This is a genomic window from Ruegeria sp. C10, assembly GCF_056537805.1.
In genome coordinates, this window is sequence record NZ_JBQFSC010000002.1 from 138731 (window position 1) to 154601 (window position 15871).

Consider the following 15871-nt stretch of genomic DNA (forward strand, 5'->3'; position numbering starts at 1 on the left):
CTTGTGTTAGGGGTTTTGACCCCTGATAGCGGGATTGATAGGTTGGCTCAACCGCTCCATGAAATGCGCGCCAAACTGGGCATTTCCCGGGCGGAGTGAAAGGAAAAGAATGAACGCCAAATCGGGAAGCGGAGGTTCTGGTACCTTCATATGGGGGCTGGTTGCCGGGATCGTTGTGGTGCTCGTTGCGGGCGGGTTGTACCTGTCCGGTCTGTTCGGCGAGCCGGAACAGCAGGCTGAGCAGGAAGCAACCGAAACATCCGAGCCGATTGTGGAGGTCGCTGAGCCGGAAACCCAGCCAGCGGAGGCGCAGCCCGAAAGCCAGGCGGCGGAAGCCGGCGAATCTGTTGCTGAAGACACACCGCCCGAGATTTCCGATCAAACTCCGGATAGCGAAGAAGCGGATGTTCCGGTTTTGGCCGCGCCGGTTCTGGATCAGATATTCGTTGAGTCCGATGGAAACGCGGTACTGTCCGGCAATGCCGAACCGGGGTCCGAGGTCAGTGTTCTGCTGGACGGTGAGACTGTTCACAGCTTCACCGTCGATGACAGCGGCCAGTTCGCCGAGTTTGTATCGATCCCGTTTGCAGACGACGCTCGCGGGCTTTTTCTTGAGACCCGGAGAGGCGAAGACACCAGCCGTTCAGATGATTATCTGATCGCGGCGCTGCCCGAACCGGCCCCACCGGCCGTGTCGGAGCCCGCTGCCGATGAGCCGGTCGAAGAGGTTGCCGAGGCACAGACGACGGATACGGAAACAACCGATCAGCAAGCAGCCAACCAAGTTGAAACCGAAGAGAATGAACCAGAAGTTGCAGGTGCCGCAACGCCACCTGTGAATGAGACCGCGCCCGCGACTGAAACTCAGCCGGAATCAGGCGACGCGCCTGACCAGCAGGTTGCGATCCTGCGCTCGGGCGAAGAAGGGGTTGAACTTTTGCAAGCACCCACTGTTCAGGATACGCCGCCAGAGCAGATTGCCCTGGACACGATTGGCTATTCGGACGCGGGTGATGTGGAATTGACCGGGCGGGCACAGGATGGATCGGCCGTACGCTTGTATCTGGACAACCAGCTTGTGGCCGACATTGCGCCAGCGACTGACGGGCAATGGCGCGGCGAGGTCGAGGGCATTGACCCCGGAGTGTACACTCTGAGGGTGGATGAGGTTGCCCCTGATGGCACTGTGGTCAGCAGGCTTGAAACGCCATTCAAACGCGAACCCGTCGAGGTCCTGCGCGCGACCGAAACCACCAATCCGGGTGAGGCCTCAACCGACGCTCCGGCGATCCGCTCGGTCACGGTTCAAAAGGGTGATACGCTTTGGGCGATCTCGCGCGACCGGTTTGGTGACGGTGTGCTGTATGTCAAACTTTTCGAGGCTAACAAAGATTCGATCCGTGATCCTGACCTGATCTATCCAGGGCAGATTTTCACCATTCCTGAATAAACATGACCACTGGCCCAACCCGGGCCAGGGCTTTTCTCTGACCGCAGTTAAGGTACGTGATGAGACAACCATCCGCGATCAAAACCGACACGGACGAGCATCGTTCGGGCTGGCGAACCATCCGCAAGGTTTCGCCCTATCTTTGGCCCGAGGACGAGCCATGGGTGAAACGGCGTGTCATTTTGGCGATGGCGATGCTGGTGCTGGCCAAGTTGATCGCTGTGTATACTCCCATCCTGTACAAAGGTGCCGTGGATGGTTTGGCGGGCGAAGGTGTACCGCCGCTTGCGTTGGGTGCAATCGGATTGACCGTTGCCTATGGTGTGGCCCGCATGATGACTGTTGGCTTCCAGCAATTGCGGGATGCGTTCTTTGCGCCGGTTGGGCAACGCGCGCTGCGCGCGCTGGCGCTTGAGACGTTCCAGCACATTCACCAGCTCTCGATGCGCTATCACGTGACCCGGCGCACGGGTGGTCTCAGCCGGATAATCGAGCGGGGCGTGAAAGGCGTAGAGTTTCTGTTGCGGTTTCTGCTGTTTTCAATCGGGCCGCTGATCCTGGAATTGCTTCTGGTGTCGATCATCCTGCTATGGTTATTCGACGTCTGGTATCTGGTCGTCGTTGCGGTGACGATTGCGCTTTACATATGGTTCACCTTTGCGGTGACCGAGTGGCGCGTGAAGCTGCGGCGCGAGATGAACGATCAGGATACCGAGGCCAACCAGCGCGCCATCGACAGCCTGCTGAACTTCGAAACAGTCAAGTATTTCAATGCCGAAACCCGCGAAGCCGAACGGTATGATGTTTCGATGAAAGGTTACGCGAAGGCCGCGCTGAAGACGGCCTATTCGCTGGCATTCCTGAATTTTGGTCAGTCGTTCCTGATCACATGTGGCCTGATTGGCGTGATGGTTCTGGCTGCAATGGGCGTGCAGAAGGGGGCGCTGACCGTCGGCGATTTCGTGATGGTTAATGCTTATATGATCCAGATAACCGTACCGCTGAATTTTCTTGGCACGGTGTACCGCGAAATTCGTCAGTCACTGGTGGATATGGGGCAGATGTTTGATCTGTTGGAACAGCCAGCAGAAGTGATGGACAAACCCTGCGCCCCGAACCTGAAGGTAAATGGTGGGGAGGTCACGCTTGAAGATGTCCGCTTTGGATACGAGCCTGATCGCGAAATCCTCAAGGGCGTTTCCTTGGCCGTACCAGCCGGTCAGACCGTTGCGATTGTCGGCGCCACCGGGTCTGGGAAATCCACAATCGGGCGGCTCCTGTTTCGGTTCTACGATGTCACCGGCGGGTCGCTGAAAATCGACGGGCAGGATGTGCGCGATGTTAGCCAGTCAAGCCTGCATGCCTCGATCGGTGTCGTTCCGCAGGATACGGTCCTGTTCAATGACACGATTCGATACAATATCGCTTATGGGCGCGAAGGCGCGACCCAGCAGGATGTAGAGACCGCCGCCAAATCCGCGCAGATTCATGATTTCATCGTCAGCCTGCCAGAAGGATACGATACCAAGGTCGGCGAACGCGGCCTGAAACTATCAGGCGGTGAAAAGCAACGCGTCGGCATCGCCCGAACCTTGCTAAAAAACCCGCCGATCCTGTTGTTGGACGAAGCGACGTCAGCCTTGGATACGGATACCGAGCAGGACATCAAAGATGCTTTGGCCCGAGCGGGTGAGGGGCGGACGGTGATCACCATCGCACACCGCCTTAGCACCATTGCCGAGGCCGATCGGATCGTCGTTCTGGAACGTGGTGAGATCATCGAGCAGGGAACGCATGATGAGCTGCTCAGCCGCGAAGGGCGATATGCCCAGCTATGGAACCGTCAACAGGCCGACAGCGAAGCGGCCTAGGCCCGACAGCCTTGATTGCCTATGATTGTGCGGATCGGTTCGAAAAGAAAATCGACTGCTGTGGTACGGTTTCCATTTGACGCGGACCCGCCGCCGCGACACTTTGCAGACCGAAATACAGACAAGGAAAAACTTCATGAAAATGCGAGCAGCAGCAGCGTTGACTGCAACACTGTTGATGGCGACTTCGGCGGCAGCCGAGGATCTGGAATTCTTGATTATCAATGAAACCAGCTATGATCTGGTCGAGTTCAACGTGTCTCCGGCCTCATCCGGCAGCTGGGAAGGCAACCTTCTTGAGGGTGGATATTTGGGCGCGGATTACGAAGTGGGCGTCCTCATCGCGGACGGGCTGACCACGTGTGTCTATGACATCCGCGGTGTTTTCAGCGACGGAGAATCGATTGAAGACTATGGTCTGAACCTGTGTGATCTGGGCGAATACGCGTTCGTCGAGTAACGCGTCTGCCAGAATTGAAAAGGCGAGCCCGAAGGCTCGCCTTTTTTTATTCCGCCGCCTTCAGCGGTGTTGTCGGGGGATGATCGGGGCGGTCGTCCTGAGCGCTCTGATCAGGGGCAGCTTTGTCCTGTTCATCGGTCCAGATCATTTCGGCTGCTTGCACATCTCGCGCGCTTTGGCCGATTGCCATGTCCTGCGCGATTTGGCTGGATCGACCCGCCGTGGCGCGTGCCAGCGCCTTACCCAGCCATACCGCGTAGGTTGTGACCCACACTCGCAGCGCCAGGAATGACGGCGTCACGATCAGTGTCAACACCGTGGCCGTACCCAAGCCAAAGACCACCGCCGTGGCCAACTGTTTCCACCACAGTGCCGTGGGGCTGTCGATCGAATACCCTCCGCCGATGAAATCCAGCGACAGGCCGAACATCATCGGGGTCAGACCCGCCATTGTTGTCAGCGTAGTCAGCAGAACCGGACGGATGCGTGCCTCAGCCGTGCGGACGATGGCATCAATGCGAGACATGTAGCCGCTATATTCCTGATAGGTGTCGATCAGAACAATGTTGTTGTTCACCACGATACCGGCTAACGCCACGATCCCGGTCCCGGTCATGATGATCGAGAACGGTTGTTGCATTACCATCATGCCCAGCAACACGCCGGTCGTAGACAGAACCACGGCCAGCAGCACCAGCACCGAGTTGTAGAACGAGTTGAACTGCGCCAGCAGGATCACGAACATCAGACCCAGTGCTGCCAGGAATGCGCTGGACAGGAACGCCTGGCTTTCAGCCTGATCCTCCTGATCGCCGGTCCATTCCCAAGTGATGGTGCGACCAAAAGGATCGGTTTCCAGCCACTCGGTCAGCACGGCAATCCGTTCGTTCGGATTTATCAGGGCAAACCGAGCGTCACCACTTTCGATGGCGGACCGCACTTCACCCACGTTCTCGGCACCCGTTAGTTGAACGAGTTCGAACTCTGCCCCGTCCGCGCTGGTAATCGTGCTGCCAGTTGGTGTGGCACCTTCACCAATCGCGCGCACGGTTGCCAAACGCAGCTCTGCACCGTCAGGACCGGTGGTCACGATCTTGCTCAGCCCAGGCTCGACATCCGCTTTAACGTCATAGTAGCGCTGTTGATCCGCTCGATTGATCTCGGCGAGCTTAGCCACGGGTTTGCGGGTGACGAAGTTCGACAGGGGGACCAACCCGTCCGGTGTGCGAACTTTCAGCGTATCCAGCGTCGATAGGACGCGATCCTGATCAGGTAGGCGGACGCGGATTTCTACCTCTTCATCGGTTGAATCCGGTCGCATTTCACCCAGCAAGATGCCACGCGTCACAAGCTGTACCATCGCGCCAACGGTTGCGACGTCAGCGCCGAATCGACCCGCCTTGGCCACGTCCACGTCGATCTGCCAGTCGATGCCAGGCAGGGGCAGGGTGTCCTCGATCTTGATCAAGCCAGGTGTGGTGTCAAAGGCTTCTCGTGCTGTGACGGTCGCGGCCGTCAGATCCTCCCAGCTATCGCCTTTGATGCGCAGATGAACGGGCTTGGCGGAAGCAGGACCTTGTTCCAGCGCCTGAAGATCAACGATAAAGCCAGGAAGGGTTGCCAGCTCTGCGGTTAGTTCGTCCAGAACAAAATTGCCGTCATATTCCGCCGCGACCTCTTCCTTTGCAAAGCCAAGTAGACCTGCAATCGGTCCCCAGAACCAACCGGTAATCTGTTCAGAGCTGATTGGGCGATCTTCCCAAGGAATGAGCTCGAACTGGACGCGTCCAATTGTGTCGGCGGGGGCTTCTGCACCGCCATTGTTCTGATTGAGCCCACCTTCGCCCGCAAAGGCAAATACGTTGATCACCGCCGGGTGTTCGCTGATCACGCGCTCGGCCTCAAGAACCATTTCGTCCTTTTCAGCCAGAGACAGGTTGCCGCGCGCCCGGACATAGGCCGTGGCCTGTTCCGGTTCGCTTTCCACGAAGAATTCAACGCCGCGAGAGTTTTGCGGGAATATGATGAATGCGACCCAAAACACCGCCGCAAAGACGACTGCGATGGACACCACCGGCATGACCGGATTGCCGACCAGGAACTTGATCACATAACCGAAGGGCGTGTGCTCTTTAGCGGTATGAACATATTCATCCGGGGCGCGTTCGATCTTGGCAGCACTCAGCGTGACCGACCCAGCGAAGGCGCCGAACAGAAACAGCAGCACGCCAGCAAGTGAACCGCCGGGCAGCAGATAGTTGGGGTTCAAAACCTGCATCGCGCCGAGGAAGATCATATATAATGAAGGCGGCACCAGAAGCACTCGCAGCCACCAAGGCGTGCGGGCTCGCAGCCAGTTCGAGCTGCGTTCGAAACTGCGGCTCATACGGCCCGAGACACCGCCCACGACCGGCAGGTAGATCAGTGCCACAATCAGCGAGGCCGACAGAACGAAGATCAGCGTGATGGGCAGCATCTTCATGAACTCGCCGGGAATACCGGGCCAGAACAACATCGGAAGAAATGCACACAGTGTAGTGGCCGTCGACGAAACAATCGGCCAGAACATCCGTTGCGCCGCCTCGACATAGGCGTGCATCGGACCAACGCCTTCTTTGATGCGCTTGTCGGCATATTCCACAACAACGATGGCGCCATCGACCAGCATGCCCACGGCAAGGATCAGGCCAAACATCACCATATTCGAGATGGTGACCCCGATCATCGCGAGGAAGGCGAAGCACAACAGAAACGAGGTTGGAATGGCAAAACCCACCAACAACGCGGCGCGTGTTCCCAACGAAGCCAGCACCACGATCATAACCAGCGCGACAGCGGTCAGAACCGATCCTTCAAGCTGGCGCACCATTGAATCGACGATGCGGCTTTGGTCGTTTGAGGTGCCCACATCAACAGCGGCCTGCAGTTCGGCTGGCCACTTGATTTGTTCTTCGGCGACAGTGGCTTTGATCAGCGCAACGGTGTCGATCAAATTGAAGCCCTTGCGCTTGACGACCTGCAGCGCGACGGTGGGTTCGCCGTTGAACCGGGCCGTGCCCGCGCGGTCTTCAAACGTATAGTTGATTTCGGCCAGTTCGCCTAAGGTGACCACGCGGTCTCCGTTGACCTTGACAGGCAGGCCATAGACGTCCTGAGCAGTCTTAAATGACGACGGAATCTTGACCGAGAACGTGCCCTGTTCGGTCTCGACCTCACCTGCAGCGATCAGTTGGTTGTTGTTTTGCACAACGTTGATCAGTTCGGCGGCCGTGACGTTGTAGGCCTCAAGCCGCAGCGGGTCGATCACGACCTCAAGCATTTCATCGCGGTTTCCGGCAATGCCAGCTTCCAGCACTGCGTCCAACGCCTCAAGTTCGTCCTGCAGATCTTTGGCAACGCGCGCCATTGTACGCTCTGGTACCGGGCCGGTCAGGTTAACAATGACGATGGGAAACTCGGAGAAGTTGACCTCGGTAATCGTGTATTGCTCAGCCCCATCAGGGAAATCAGCTTGCGCGGTGTTCATGGCATCGCGAACATCCGCGATGGTGGCGGATTTGTCCCAACCGAACTCGAACTCCAGCAGAATGCCTGCGTAGCCCTCGGCGGCGGTGGCGGTCATTGTGTCCAACCCGTCGAGATCGGCCATCTCGGTTTCCATCGGCCTGATCAGCAGGCTTTCGCTGTCCTCGGCTGAAATCCCTGGAAACTGCACCGACACAAAGAGCATCGGGATATCGATGTCGGGTTCACCCTCTTTTGGGAGCCCGACATAAGCATACCCACCGATAACCAGCGAAATCGCGATGAAAGCCAGCACCATTCTGGCACGGCTTGCGGCCCAACTGACGATACCCGTCATTGCGATGCTTCCCTGTATGTCGGCGCGACCGTCACACCACGTGTGACGAATTCCTGCCCGATCACGATGATATCAGCAGTTTCCGGCAGGCCACCAACCCATACACCATCAGCGGTGTCACGCAGAAGGCGGATCGGAACAAAATCAACGACATTGTCGGCTACCACGGTGCGAACACCAAGCTCACCTTCATTGTTCAAGGTCAGTGCGGATTGGGGCAGCAGATGAGCCTTGACCCCTTCGGCCGCGATCTGAATGTTGGCGGTTTGGCCGTCACGGATCAGCAGTTCCGGGTTTGGCACTGTGATCTCGACCTCGAATGTCCGCGTGGTCTCATCAGCCGAACGGCTGAGGAAGGTCACGCGCCCCTCGACCTGCAGCCCCGTAACCAACTGCGCAGTTGCCATCGATCCGACAATGATCCGATTCACTTCTGATTCAGGCACAAAACCCACCAGCTTGATCGGGTCGAGCTGGATGACGGTTGCGCAGAGCGAGCCGGGCTGCATCAGGCTGCCCAATTCCGCAGTATCACTTTCAAGCAGACCCTTGAACGGTGCGCTGATGGTCAGGCGATCAATCTCGCGCTGGGCGGCTGCTACTGCTGCGGTGGCGGCTTCAATCCCGGCTTGCGTAGCTTCCAGACCGGCCTCGGCGGATTTGATTCCGGCCTCGGCAGTGCTCATTTCGGCTTCGCTTGAGATACGGCGCGTTTCTGATCCAAACCCGGTTTCCGACAGCTTGCGGGCTGCTTTCAGATTGATTTCGGCTTCAGCCAAACGGGCGTGAGCTTCTTCCAGGCGCGCTTCGGCCTCGGGAACGCGGCTTTCGGCCTCAAGCTTGGCTGCCATGGCTTCGGCCAGGCTCGCGGGCCGGGTTCCGGGATCAAGCTCGCACAGCAGATCTCCTGCTTCGACAAAAGCTCCTTTGCGCTTGGGCTCGGACAGGACTGTCGAAATGGTTTCGGCAAGGACCTCGACCTGGCGGTTTGCCTTGGTCTGACCCCGTAATTGAACGGCGCTGCCGATCTCGCGCGCAGTCGAGCGCAGCACGACAACGCCGATCGAGTCCGGTGATTGCACCGATTCCGAGGCCTCGGTCGCGGTCTCGGATGGCTCGTCTCCGCGACCTGCAAAAGCAAACAGCGCGTCGCGCTCGAAAACAAGAAAATACAACGCAACAATAACCAAAATGGCGTTAACGAATGAAATCAATCGCATGCGGTAGAATCTCCAGATCTGTTCGCGCGGTCGGCTTTAGCCGCTATCCCTTAAAATGGGGCTGTGGCCATGTCTTTTCCATACTGAACTGAATAGTTCGGTTTAGTTTTTTACGCAAGGGTCACCCACATGGTGGCAAATGTATGAATTCGGGCACTTGGCTTGGCCTGATCGCCGGGGTATGACATGGCGCTAGAAAACCGGACACTTAAGCCTGGGGGCAGGGATGAGCGACGCCGACAGTTTTATTGAAGAGGTCACCGAAGAGGTGCGCCGCGATCGCATGTACCTTCTTTTGCGCCGTTGGGGCTGGGTTGGAGTGCTGGCTGTCGTGGCCATTGTCGGGGGCGCTGCGTTCAACGAATACCGAAAAGCACGCGATACCAACCAGGCCGAGGCTCTAGGTGATGCGATTCTGTCAGCGCTGGCTGAAAACGGATCGGCCGAACGGGCACAAAGCCTGCAGGCGATCGATGCTGCATCTGTCGGCGGTGACGCGGTTTTGAACATGTTGCTGTCCGCCTCTCAGGCCGAGGCCGGATCGGCGCAAGATGCGGTGAACAGTCTGAACGCGATCGCCACGCAGGGGGATTTGCCTGAAATCTATCGCGCGATTGCAAGTTTCAAGGCATTGCTACTGCAAACTGACACGATGCCAGTGGCGGATCGTCGTCAACAGTTCGAAGCGCTGGCCATACCTGGTGCTCCTTTGCGTCTGCTCGCCGAAGAACAATTGGCCCTGATCGATGTGGCCGAGGGCAATACGCAAGCCGCTTTGGACCGTTTGCAGGCGTTGCGCCAGGACGCCGAGGCCAGCGTCGATCTGCAACAGCGCGCGGCTCAACTGATCGTCGCGCTTGGGGGCGAACCCGAGCCCGTGGCGAACCAGCAGGGTTAACCGGCAGCGAAACGGAACATCACAGGCGAGTTTGTAGATTATGCTATCACGTTATTTCTCAGGCTTCGGATTGCCCGTTGCGGCAGCCGCGCTCACCGTTCTCAGCGCCTGTCAGGAACCCGAAGTCATTCTGCCGGGTGAGCGTGAGGATATTCGTGCCTCCATCGACAACGAAACCGTTGAAACCCGTGGCGCCAAACCGATCAGTATTCCGGCTCAAAGCCGCAACGCCAACTGGTCGCAAAGCGCGGGTACACCCGCCTTCCGCACTACCAACGCAGCGCTGAGTGCCACACCGCAACGTATTTGGTCTGCTAACATTGGGTCCGGCGATAGCCGAAAACAGCGGATCACCGCAGACCCTGTTGTTGCTGGTGGCCTGATATATACGCTCGATTCCGGGGCAAATGTCTCGGCTGTTACGCCCCAAGGGCAGGTCGCCTGGAGCACAAACCTTATCCCGCCGAATGAAAAGGACGGGGATGCCACAGGCGGAGGGCTCGCCTATGCCGACGGTGTGCTTTATGTCTCGTCGGGTTTCGGTAGGCTGACCGCGCTCGATGCGAAATCCGGGGCGCAAAGGTGGCAGAAACGTCTGAATGCAACTGGCAGCGGTGCTCCATTGGTTAGCGGCGGCATACTCTATCTGGTGGCCGGGGACGAAACCGGTTGGGCGGTGAATACCAAGGATGGGCGGATCATCTGGCAAATCGAAGGCACGCCGAGCGTCGGCAACGTTCTGGGTGCACCTGCGCCCGTGATTGCCTCGGACTTGTCAGTCTTTGCCTTTGGATCGGGTGATGTCGCGGCAACATTCCGCCGGGGCGGTATTTTACGCTGGAACGCGTCCGTTGCAGGCGGGCGTCGGGGCCGAGCGGCAGCTCAGATCGTGGATGTGACCGCCGGGCCCATGGTGTCGGGTAGTTCGGTCATAATCGGCAACCACTCGGGGCGCACGGTTTCCTTCGACGGGAATTCGGGTGAGCGGAACTGGACTGCACCGGAGGGGGCCGTTGACACAGTCTGGCCGGCGGGGAACAGTGTTTTTCTGATCAGTGATCGCAGTCAATTGGTACGGTTGGATGCAGCCGATGGCTCGACTGTCTGGGCCATCGATCTGCCGGGCTTCGTCAAGAACAAGCCGGGCCGCCGGGGTCCGATCTTTGCCCATTACGGCCCGATCATGGCCGGTGGACGCCTTGTCGTGGCTTCGAACGACGGCTATCTGCGCTTCTTCAATCCCGTCGACGGAGCGCTGGTGCATCAGGTCGAAGTGCCGGGTGGCGCGACCACGGCACCGGTTGTGGCGGGTCAGACGCTGTATGTTGTGTCGACCAAGGGCGAACTGCACGCTTTCCGTTGACGACAAGATGCGTTAAAGGGCGCATCTTGAGTCTTGAAAGTTGAGTATCATGTCGCTGACCCTCGCCATCGTGGGGCGCCCGAATGTGGGCAAATCCACTCTGTTCAATCGCCTTGTGGGCAAACGCCTGGCATTGGTCGACGACCAGCCCGGCGTAACGCGTGACCTGCGCGAAGGTGAAGGGCGGCTGGGCGACTTGCGTTTTACCGTGATCGACACGGCGGGTCTTGAGGACGCAACCGATGACAGCTTGCAAGGTCGGATGCGCCGCCTGACCGAGCGTGCAGTGGACATGGCCGATGTATGCCTGTTCATGATTGACGCGCGGGTGGGCTTGACGCCCACGGACGAAATGTTCGCCGAGATTCTGCGTAAGCGCTCCAAACACGTGATCCTGGCAGCGAACAAGGCCGAAGGGAACGCGGCTGATGCGGGCGTGCTTGAAGCATACAACCTTGGCCTTGGCGAGCCGGTGCGTCTGTCGGGCGAACATGGCGAGGGGATGACGGACCTCTATGCGCAGTTGATGCCACTGGCTGACGCGGCTGAAGAGGCGCGCGTAGAAGAGACACCGCAAACCGATATCGAGCTGGACGAAGACGGGGAAGGCGAAGCCCCGCTGATCACCGCTGACAAACCCCTGCAAGTCGCAGTAGTTGGCCGTCCGAATGCCGGTAAATCCACCCTGATCAATAAGATCATCGGCGAGGATCGATTGCTGACCGGCCCCGAGGCCGGGATCACGCGCGACGCGATCAGCTTGCGGATCGACTGGGCCGACCCTGATGGGGACAGCACCCCGATGCGGATTTTTGATACCGCCGGAATGCGGAAGAAGGCCAAGGTGCAGGAGAAGCTTGAGAAACTCTCGGTTTCCGACGGGCTGCGCGCAGTCAAGTTTGCCGAGGTCGTCGTCGTGTTGCTGGATGCGGCTATCCCATTCGAGCAACAGGACCTGCGCATTGCCGATCTGGCCGAACGTGAGGGTCGTGCTGTGGTCGTCGCCGTCAACAAATGGGATATCGAAGAAGACAAACAGGAAAAGCTGCGCGATCTGAAAGAATCCTTCGAACGCTTGCTGCCGCAGTTGCGTGGTGCTCCTTTGATCACAGTCTCGGCTAAAACAGGCCGCGGTCTGGAACGTCTGCGCGCCGCGATCCTGCGTGCCCATGATGTTTGGAACCGCCGGGTGCCGACCGCAGCGCTGAACCGTTGGCTGACCGCCATGTTGGAACAGCACCCGCCGCCCGCGCCGCAGGGGCGCCGGATCAAGCTGCGGTATATGACGCAGGCCAAGACCCGTCCGCCGGGGTTTGTGGTCATGTGCTCGCACCCTGACAAGATGCCTGACAGCTATTCGCGTTATCTGGTCAATGGCCTGCGCGAGGATTTTGATATGCCGGGCACTCCGATCCGCCTGACTTTGCGCGGGCAAGGGGACAAGAACCCCTACAAAGGGCGGCGCAAGAAAAACGCAGGCGCACTGGCCAAGCATCTCAAGGGACGGGCGTAACTGCGCTAATTTCAAGCATTTTCAGAGAGGGGGCGTGACAGCCCCGTTTCTGCGCGTTAGCATTCAAGCACGTGCATTTGTTTTGCACGTGCTGCTTGTTTGCGGGATCTCCGCACTTAATTTTGAATTTGTGATTGGTCGGACCTCCGTGGGGAGCGGGCGTGATGGATCTGAGAGAATATACAAGAAAATACGCGGTGCAGGACAACAAGCTTGCCGCGCTCAGTTATTTCGGAACATTCGCGGTGTATTTCGCATCGCTTACACTGGCGATCACCTATGTCGACCGCTGGTACATCATGATCCCGGCCGGGATCGTTTTTGCCTTCTCTGCCGTGCGTCTCTATGTCCTGCAGCATGATTGCGGGCACCATTCGTTGTTTGAAACGCGCGAGCAGAACGAATGGGCTGGCCATGGGTTATCGCCCTTCACATTTGCCCCGTTCGAGGTGATGAAGCAGAACCACAATCTGCATCACGCCGGAATCGGCAACCTCGAGCATCGCGAGACCGGTGAAATCCACACCATGACGCTGCGTGAATGGAACGAGGCGGATTGGAAAAAGCGTTTGTTTTACCGACTGTATCGGAATCCCTTCATTCTGGTGCCGGTTGGCGCGCTATTCACATACTTCATCCGCTATCGCTGGCCCAAGAACACTGTGCGGTTCGGCGTGATGGGCGTGGTGCTGCACAACCTCTCGATTGTTGTGTTTTTGGGGCTGCTGTATTTGATCGCCGGTGCCACCGGCATTCTGGTCTGGCTGGTGTTTTCGCTGCTGGGCGGGATGCTTGGGGTGTTCCTGGTGTATTTGCAGCACAATTTCGAAGACACCTACTGGGATCGCCGCCCCGAACTGGATCCGAAGCTGGCTGCGTTGGAGGGGTCCTCGGCGCTGGATTTCGGCTGGTGGTTCGATAATGCGGTGGCCTGCATCACATTGCATGACATCCACCATTTCAATGCGCGCATCCCATCTTACCGGCTGCGCGCGTGCCACTATAACCTGCCGCCAGAATACACACCGCGACGGATCAAGTTTCCCGAGGCAGTGGCGGCGCTGAATCTGAAACTATGGGATGAAGACGCCAAAAGACTTGTCCCATTTCCCAGCCGAACTGCAGGCCATCGCCTGGCCGAAAGCGGGTAACCTCCTATCTAATTCTTGAATTGGCGCTCTCTCAGGAACGTATGTGCTGTGCGTTTACAATCTGGGGGAGTTAACGAAAGGAAACGAAATGACCGCAGTTACCGAGGTGCGTGGCGTAGGGCCAGCGCTGGCAAAGGCCTTTAATGCAAAGGGCTACAAAACAGCAGAAGCCATTGCCAAGGCCAAACCGGAAGATCTGTCCGGCACCCCGCGCGTCGGTTCCACCCGCGCAGCTAAGCTGATCGCGGCTGCGAAAGAAGTCGTTGATGCCAAGCCCAAGCCCGCGCCCCGCGCTGCCATCCGCAAGCCTGCCGAGCGGAAATCGGCTGTGCAGCGCGCGACAGCCAAAAGCAATGCGGCTGCGAACAAGGCCGAGGCCGAGCGTAAGGCGGCAAAGGAGCGCGCGGCGGCAGAACAGGCCGCTGCCGAGGCCAAGGCAAAGAAAAAGGCGAAAGCCAAGGCGAAGGCTGAAAAGGCGGCCAAGAAGAAGTCTGAAATGGAGGCGGTGTTTTCCAAAGCTAAGGAAAAGGTCAAAGAAAAGTCCAAGAAGGGTAAGAAAAACAAGAAGCCCAAAAAAGACGTTAAGAAAAAGGACGCCAAAAAGAAGGACGATAAGAAGTCTGACAAGAAGAAGTCCGACAAGAAGCCCGGAAAGAAGAAAGATAAGAAAAAGGCGAAGAAGTGATACTTCTCCGCCTTGTCTGATCGGAAACCGGCGCCTAAATGCGCCGGTTTTTTTATGTCAGCGTGCCGTTGGTCTGAAGGGTTAGCTTGCCGCCCAGATAGGGTGCCAGAACCTCGGGCAGGGTGACCGTCCCATCCGCATTCTGACCATTTTCCAACACAGCTATCAGGCAGCGCCCCACGGCCAGGCCCGAACCATTCAGGGTATGGACATATTCTGGCTTGCCCCCGGCCTCTGGCCGGAAGCGCGCATTCATGCGGCGCGCCTGAAAATCCCCGCATGTCGAGACCGAGCTGATCTCGCGATAAGTATTTTGGCCCGGCAGCCACGCCTCGATGTCGTAAGTGCGTCGTGCACCAAAGCCCATGTCGCCGGTGCACAAGATCACGGTGCGATAGGGAATGCCCAGCTTTTCAAGAATGCCTTCGGCGCAGCGCAGCATACGTTTCTGTTCATCATCCGACTTGTCCGGATGGGTGACCGAGACCATCTCGACCTTTTCGAACTGGTGCTGCCGCAGCATCCCGCGTGTGTCCTTGCCCGCCGATCCAGCCTCGGACCGGAAGCACAGGGAATGGGCGGTATAGCGGCGGGGAAGATAGCTTTCCTCGATCATCGTGTCGTTGACGATGTTGGTCAGTGAAACCTCGGAAGTCGGGATCAGCCACCAGCCTTCGCGGGTCTGATAGCTGTCTTCTCCAAACTTCGGCAACTGGCCGGTGCCCTGCATCATTTCCGAGAGAACCAGAACCGGGCCGTTGACCTCGGTCAGCTCGTTCTCATTGATATGGGTGTCCAGCATGAACTGCGCCAAAGCGCGGTGGATGCGCGCGACGCCGCCCGAAAGCAGCACAAAGCGCGAGCCGGAGAGTTTGGCAGCCGTCTCAAAATCCATGCCATTCTGAACGGCATCGATTTCAAAATGCTCTTTCGGCGCGAAATCCAATTCGCGTGGTGTGCCCCAGCGGTTGATCTCGACATTGTCGTTCTCATCCGCGCCTTCGGGCACATCCTCGGCAGGCAGGTTGGCGATGCGGATCAGCTGGTCGGTCAGCAGAGCATCCAGATCCTTGGCTTCGGTCTGCATCCGGGCCACTTCGGCCTTTTTCTCGGCGACCAGAGCGCGCAGGCGTTCGAATTCAGCTTCATCCCCGCGCCCTTTGGCAGCGCCAACCTCTTTGGAGGCCTTGTTCTGCTCGGCCTGAGCTGTCTCAGCAGCCAGAATCTTGGCGCGGCGGCTTTCGTCCAGCCTCAGCAGGTCTGACGACACCGGCGCGTCCCCGCGGCGCGCAAGGGCGGCGTCGAAGGCGGCTGGGTTTTCGCGTATGGCGCGGATGTCGTGCATGGTTCAGATCCTTAACTGCGTGAATCACTGAATCCGCTTATGCACCATCTGAA

The 15871-nt window shown here is 58.3% G+C and carries 11 protein-coding genes; 8 read left to right on the forward strand and 3 right to left on the reverse strand.

Features of this window, described 5'->3' with window-relative positions:
- Positions 1-109 precede the first annotated feature (109 nt).
- The 3 genes from ACR0DE_RS09070 to ACR0DE_RS09080 all read left to right on the forward strand — a co-directional run bounded on the left by ACR0DE_RS09070 (position 110) and on the right by ACR0DE_RS09080 (position 3781).
- Complete coding sequence (locus ACR0DE_RS09070) at positions 110-1450, forward strand: LysM peptidoglycan-binding domain-containing protein (protein WP_480752762.1); 1341 nt, start codon at positions 110-112, stop codon at positions 1448-1450.
- Between the two features lie 59 nt (positions 1451-1509).
- Positions 1510-3321, forward strand: coding sequence for an ABCB family ABC transporter ATP-binding protein/permease (locus ACR0DE_RS09075; RefSeq protein ID WP_170565844.1), 1812 nt, complete (start codon positions 1510-1512; stop codon positions 3319-3321).
- 136 nt (positions 3322-3457) lie between these two features.
- Positions 3458-3781, forward strand: a complete 324-nt coding sequence (locus ACR0DE_RS09080; protein WP_170511927.1) for a hypothetical protein — start codon at positions 3458-3460, stop codon at positions 3779-3781.
- A 46-nt stretch (positions 3782-3827) separates the two neighbouring features.
- On the opposite strand, the gene ACR0DE_RS09085 is transcribed toward ACR0DE_RS09080, so the two are convergent.
- The gene (locus tag ACR0DE_RS09085; protein ID WP_480752764.1) at positions 3828-7643 is read right to left on the reverse strand and encodes an efflux RND transporter permease subunit; all 3816 of its coding nucleotides are present in this window, start codon (positions 7641-7643) and stop codon (positions 3828-3830) included.
- Entirely contained in the window at positions 7640-8863 is a 1224-nt protein-coding gene (locus ACR0DE_RS09090) for an efflux RND transporter periplasmic adaptor subunit (RefSeq protein WP_170612415.1), read from the reverse strand. The genes ACR0DE_RS09085 and ACR0DE_RS09090 overlap by 4 nt, the downstream gene beginning before the upstream one ends.
- A gap of 226 nt (positions 8864-9089) precedes the next feature.
- Here ACR0DE_RS09090 and ACR0DE_RS09095 point away from each other — a divergent pair, with 226 nt between their 5' ends.
- The 5 genes from ACR0DE_RS09095 to ACR0DE_RS09115 all read left to right on the forward strand — a co-directional run bounded on the left by ACR0DE_RS09095 (position 9090) and on the right by ACR0DE_RS09115 (position 14473).
- The gene (locus ACR0DE_RS09095) at positions 9090-9761 is read left to right on the forward strand and encodes a hypothetical protein (RefSeq protein WP_170396370.1); all 672 of its coding nucleotides are present in this window, start codon (positions 9090-9092) and stop codon (positions 9759-9761) included.
- 40 nt (positions 9762-9801) lie between these two features.
- Complete coding sequence (locus tag ACR0DE_RS09100; protein WP_170396372.1) at positions 9802-11124, forward strand: outer membrane protein assembly factor BamB family protein; 1323 nt, start codon at positions 9802-9804, stop codon at positions 11122-11124.
- A gap of 49 nt (positions 11125-11173) precedes the next feature.
- Positions 11174-12637 carry a ribosome biogenesis GTPase Der gene (der, locus tag ACR0DE_RS09105; RefSeq protein ID WP_170396374.1) on the forward strand — a complete coding sequence of 488 codons (1464 nt, stop codon included), beginning with the start codon at positions 11174-11176 and terminating at the stop codon, positions 12635-12637.
- A gap of 164 nt (positions 12638-12801) precedes the next feature.
- Positions 12802-13788 carry a fatty acid desaturase gene (locus tag ACR0DE_RS09110; RefSeq protein ID WP_480752769.1) on the forward strand — a complete coding sequence of 329 codons (987 nt, stop codon included), beginning with the start codon at positions 12802-12804 and terminating at the stop codon, positions 13786-13788.
- An 88-nt stretch (positions 13789-13876) separates the two neighbouring features.
- Positions 13877-14473, forward strand: coding sequence for a helix-hairpin-helix domain-containing protein (locus tag ACR0DE_RS09115; RefSeq protein WP_480752771.1), 597 nt, complete (start codon positions 13877-13879; stop codon positions 14471-14473).
- 52 nt (positions 14474-14525) lie between these two features.
- On the opposite strand, the gene serS is transcribed toward ACR0DE_RS09115, so the two are convergent.
- Positions 14526-15818 carry a serine--tRNA ligase gene (gene serS, locus ACR0DE_RS09120; protein WP_480752774.1) on the reverse strand — a complete coding sequence of 431 codons (1293 nt, stop codon included), beginning with the start codon at positions 15816-15818 and terminating at the stop codon, positions 14526-14528.
- Positions 15819-15871: the final 53 nt, after the last annotated feature.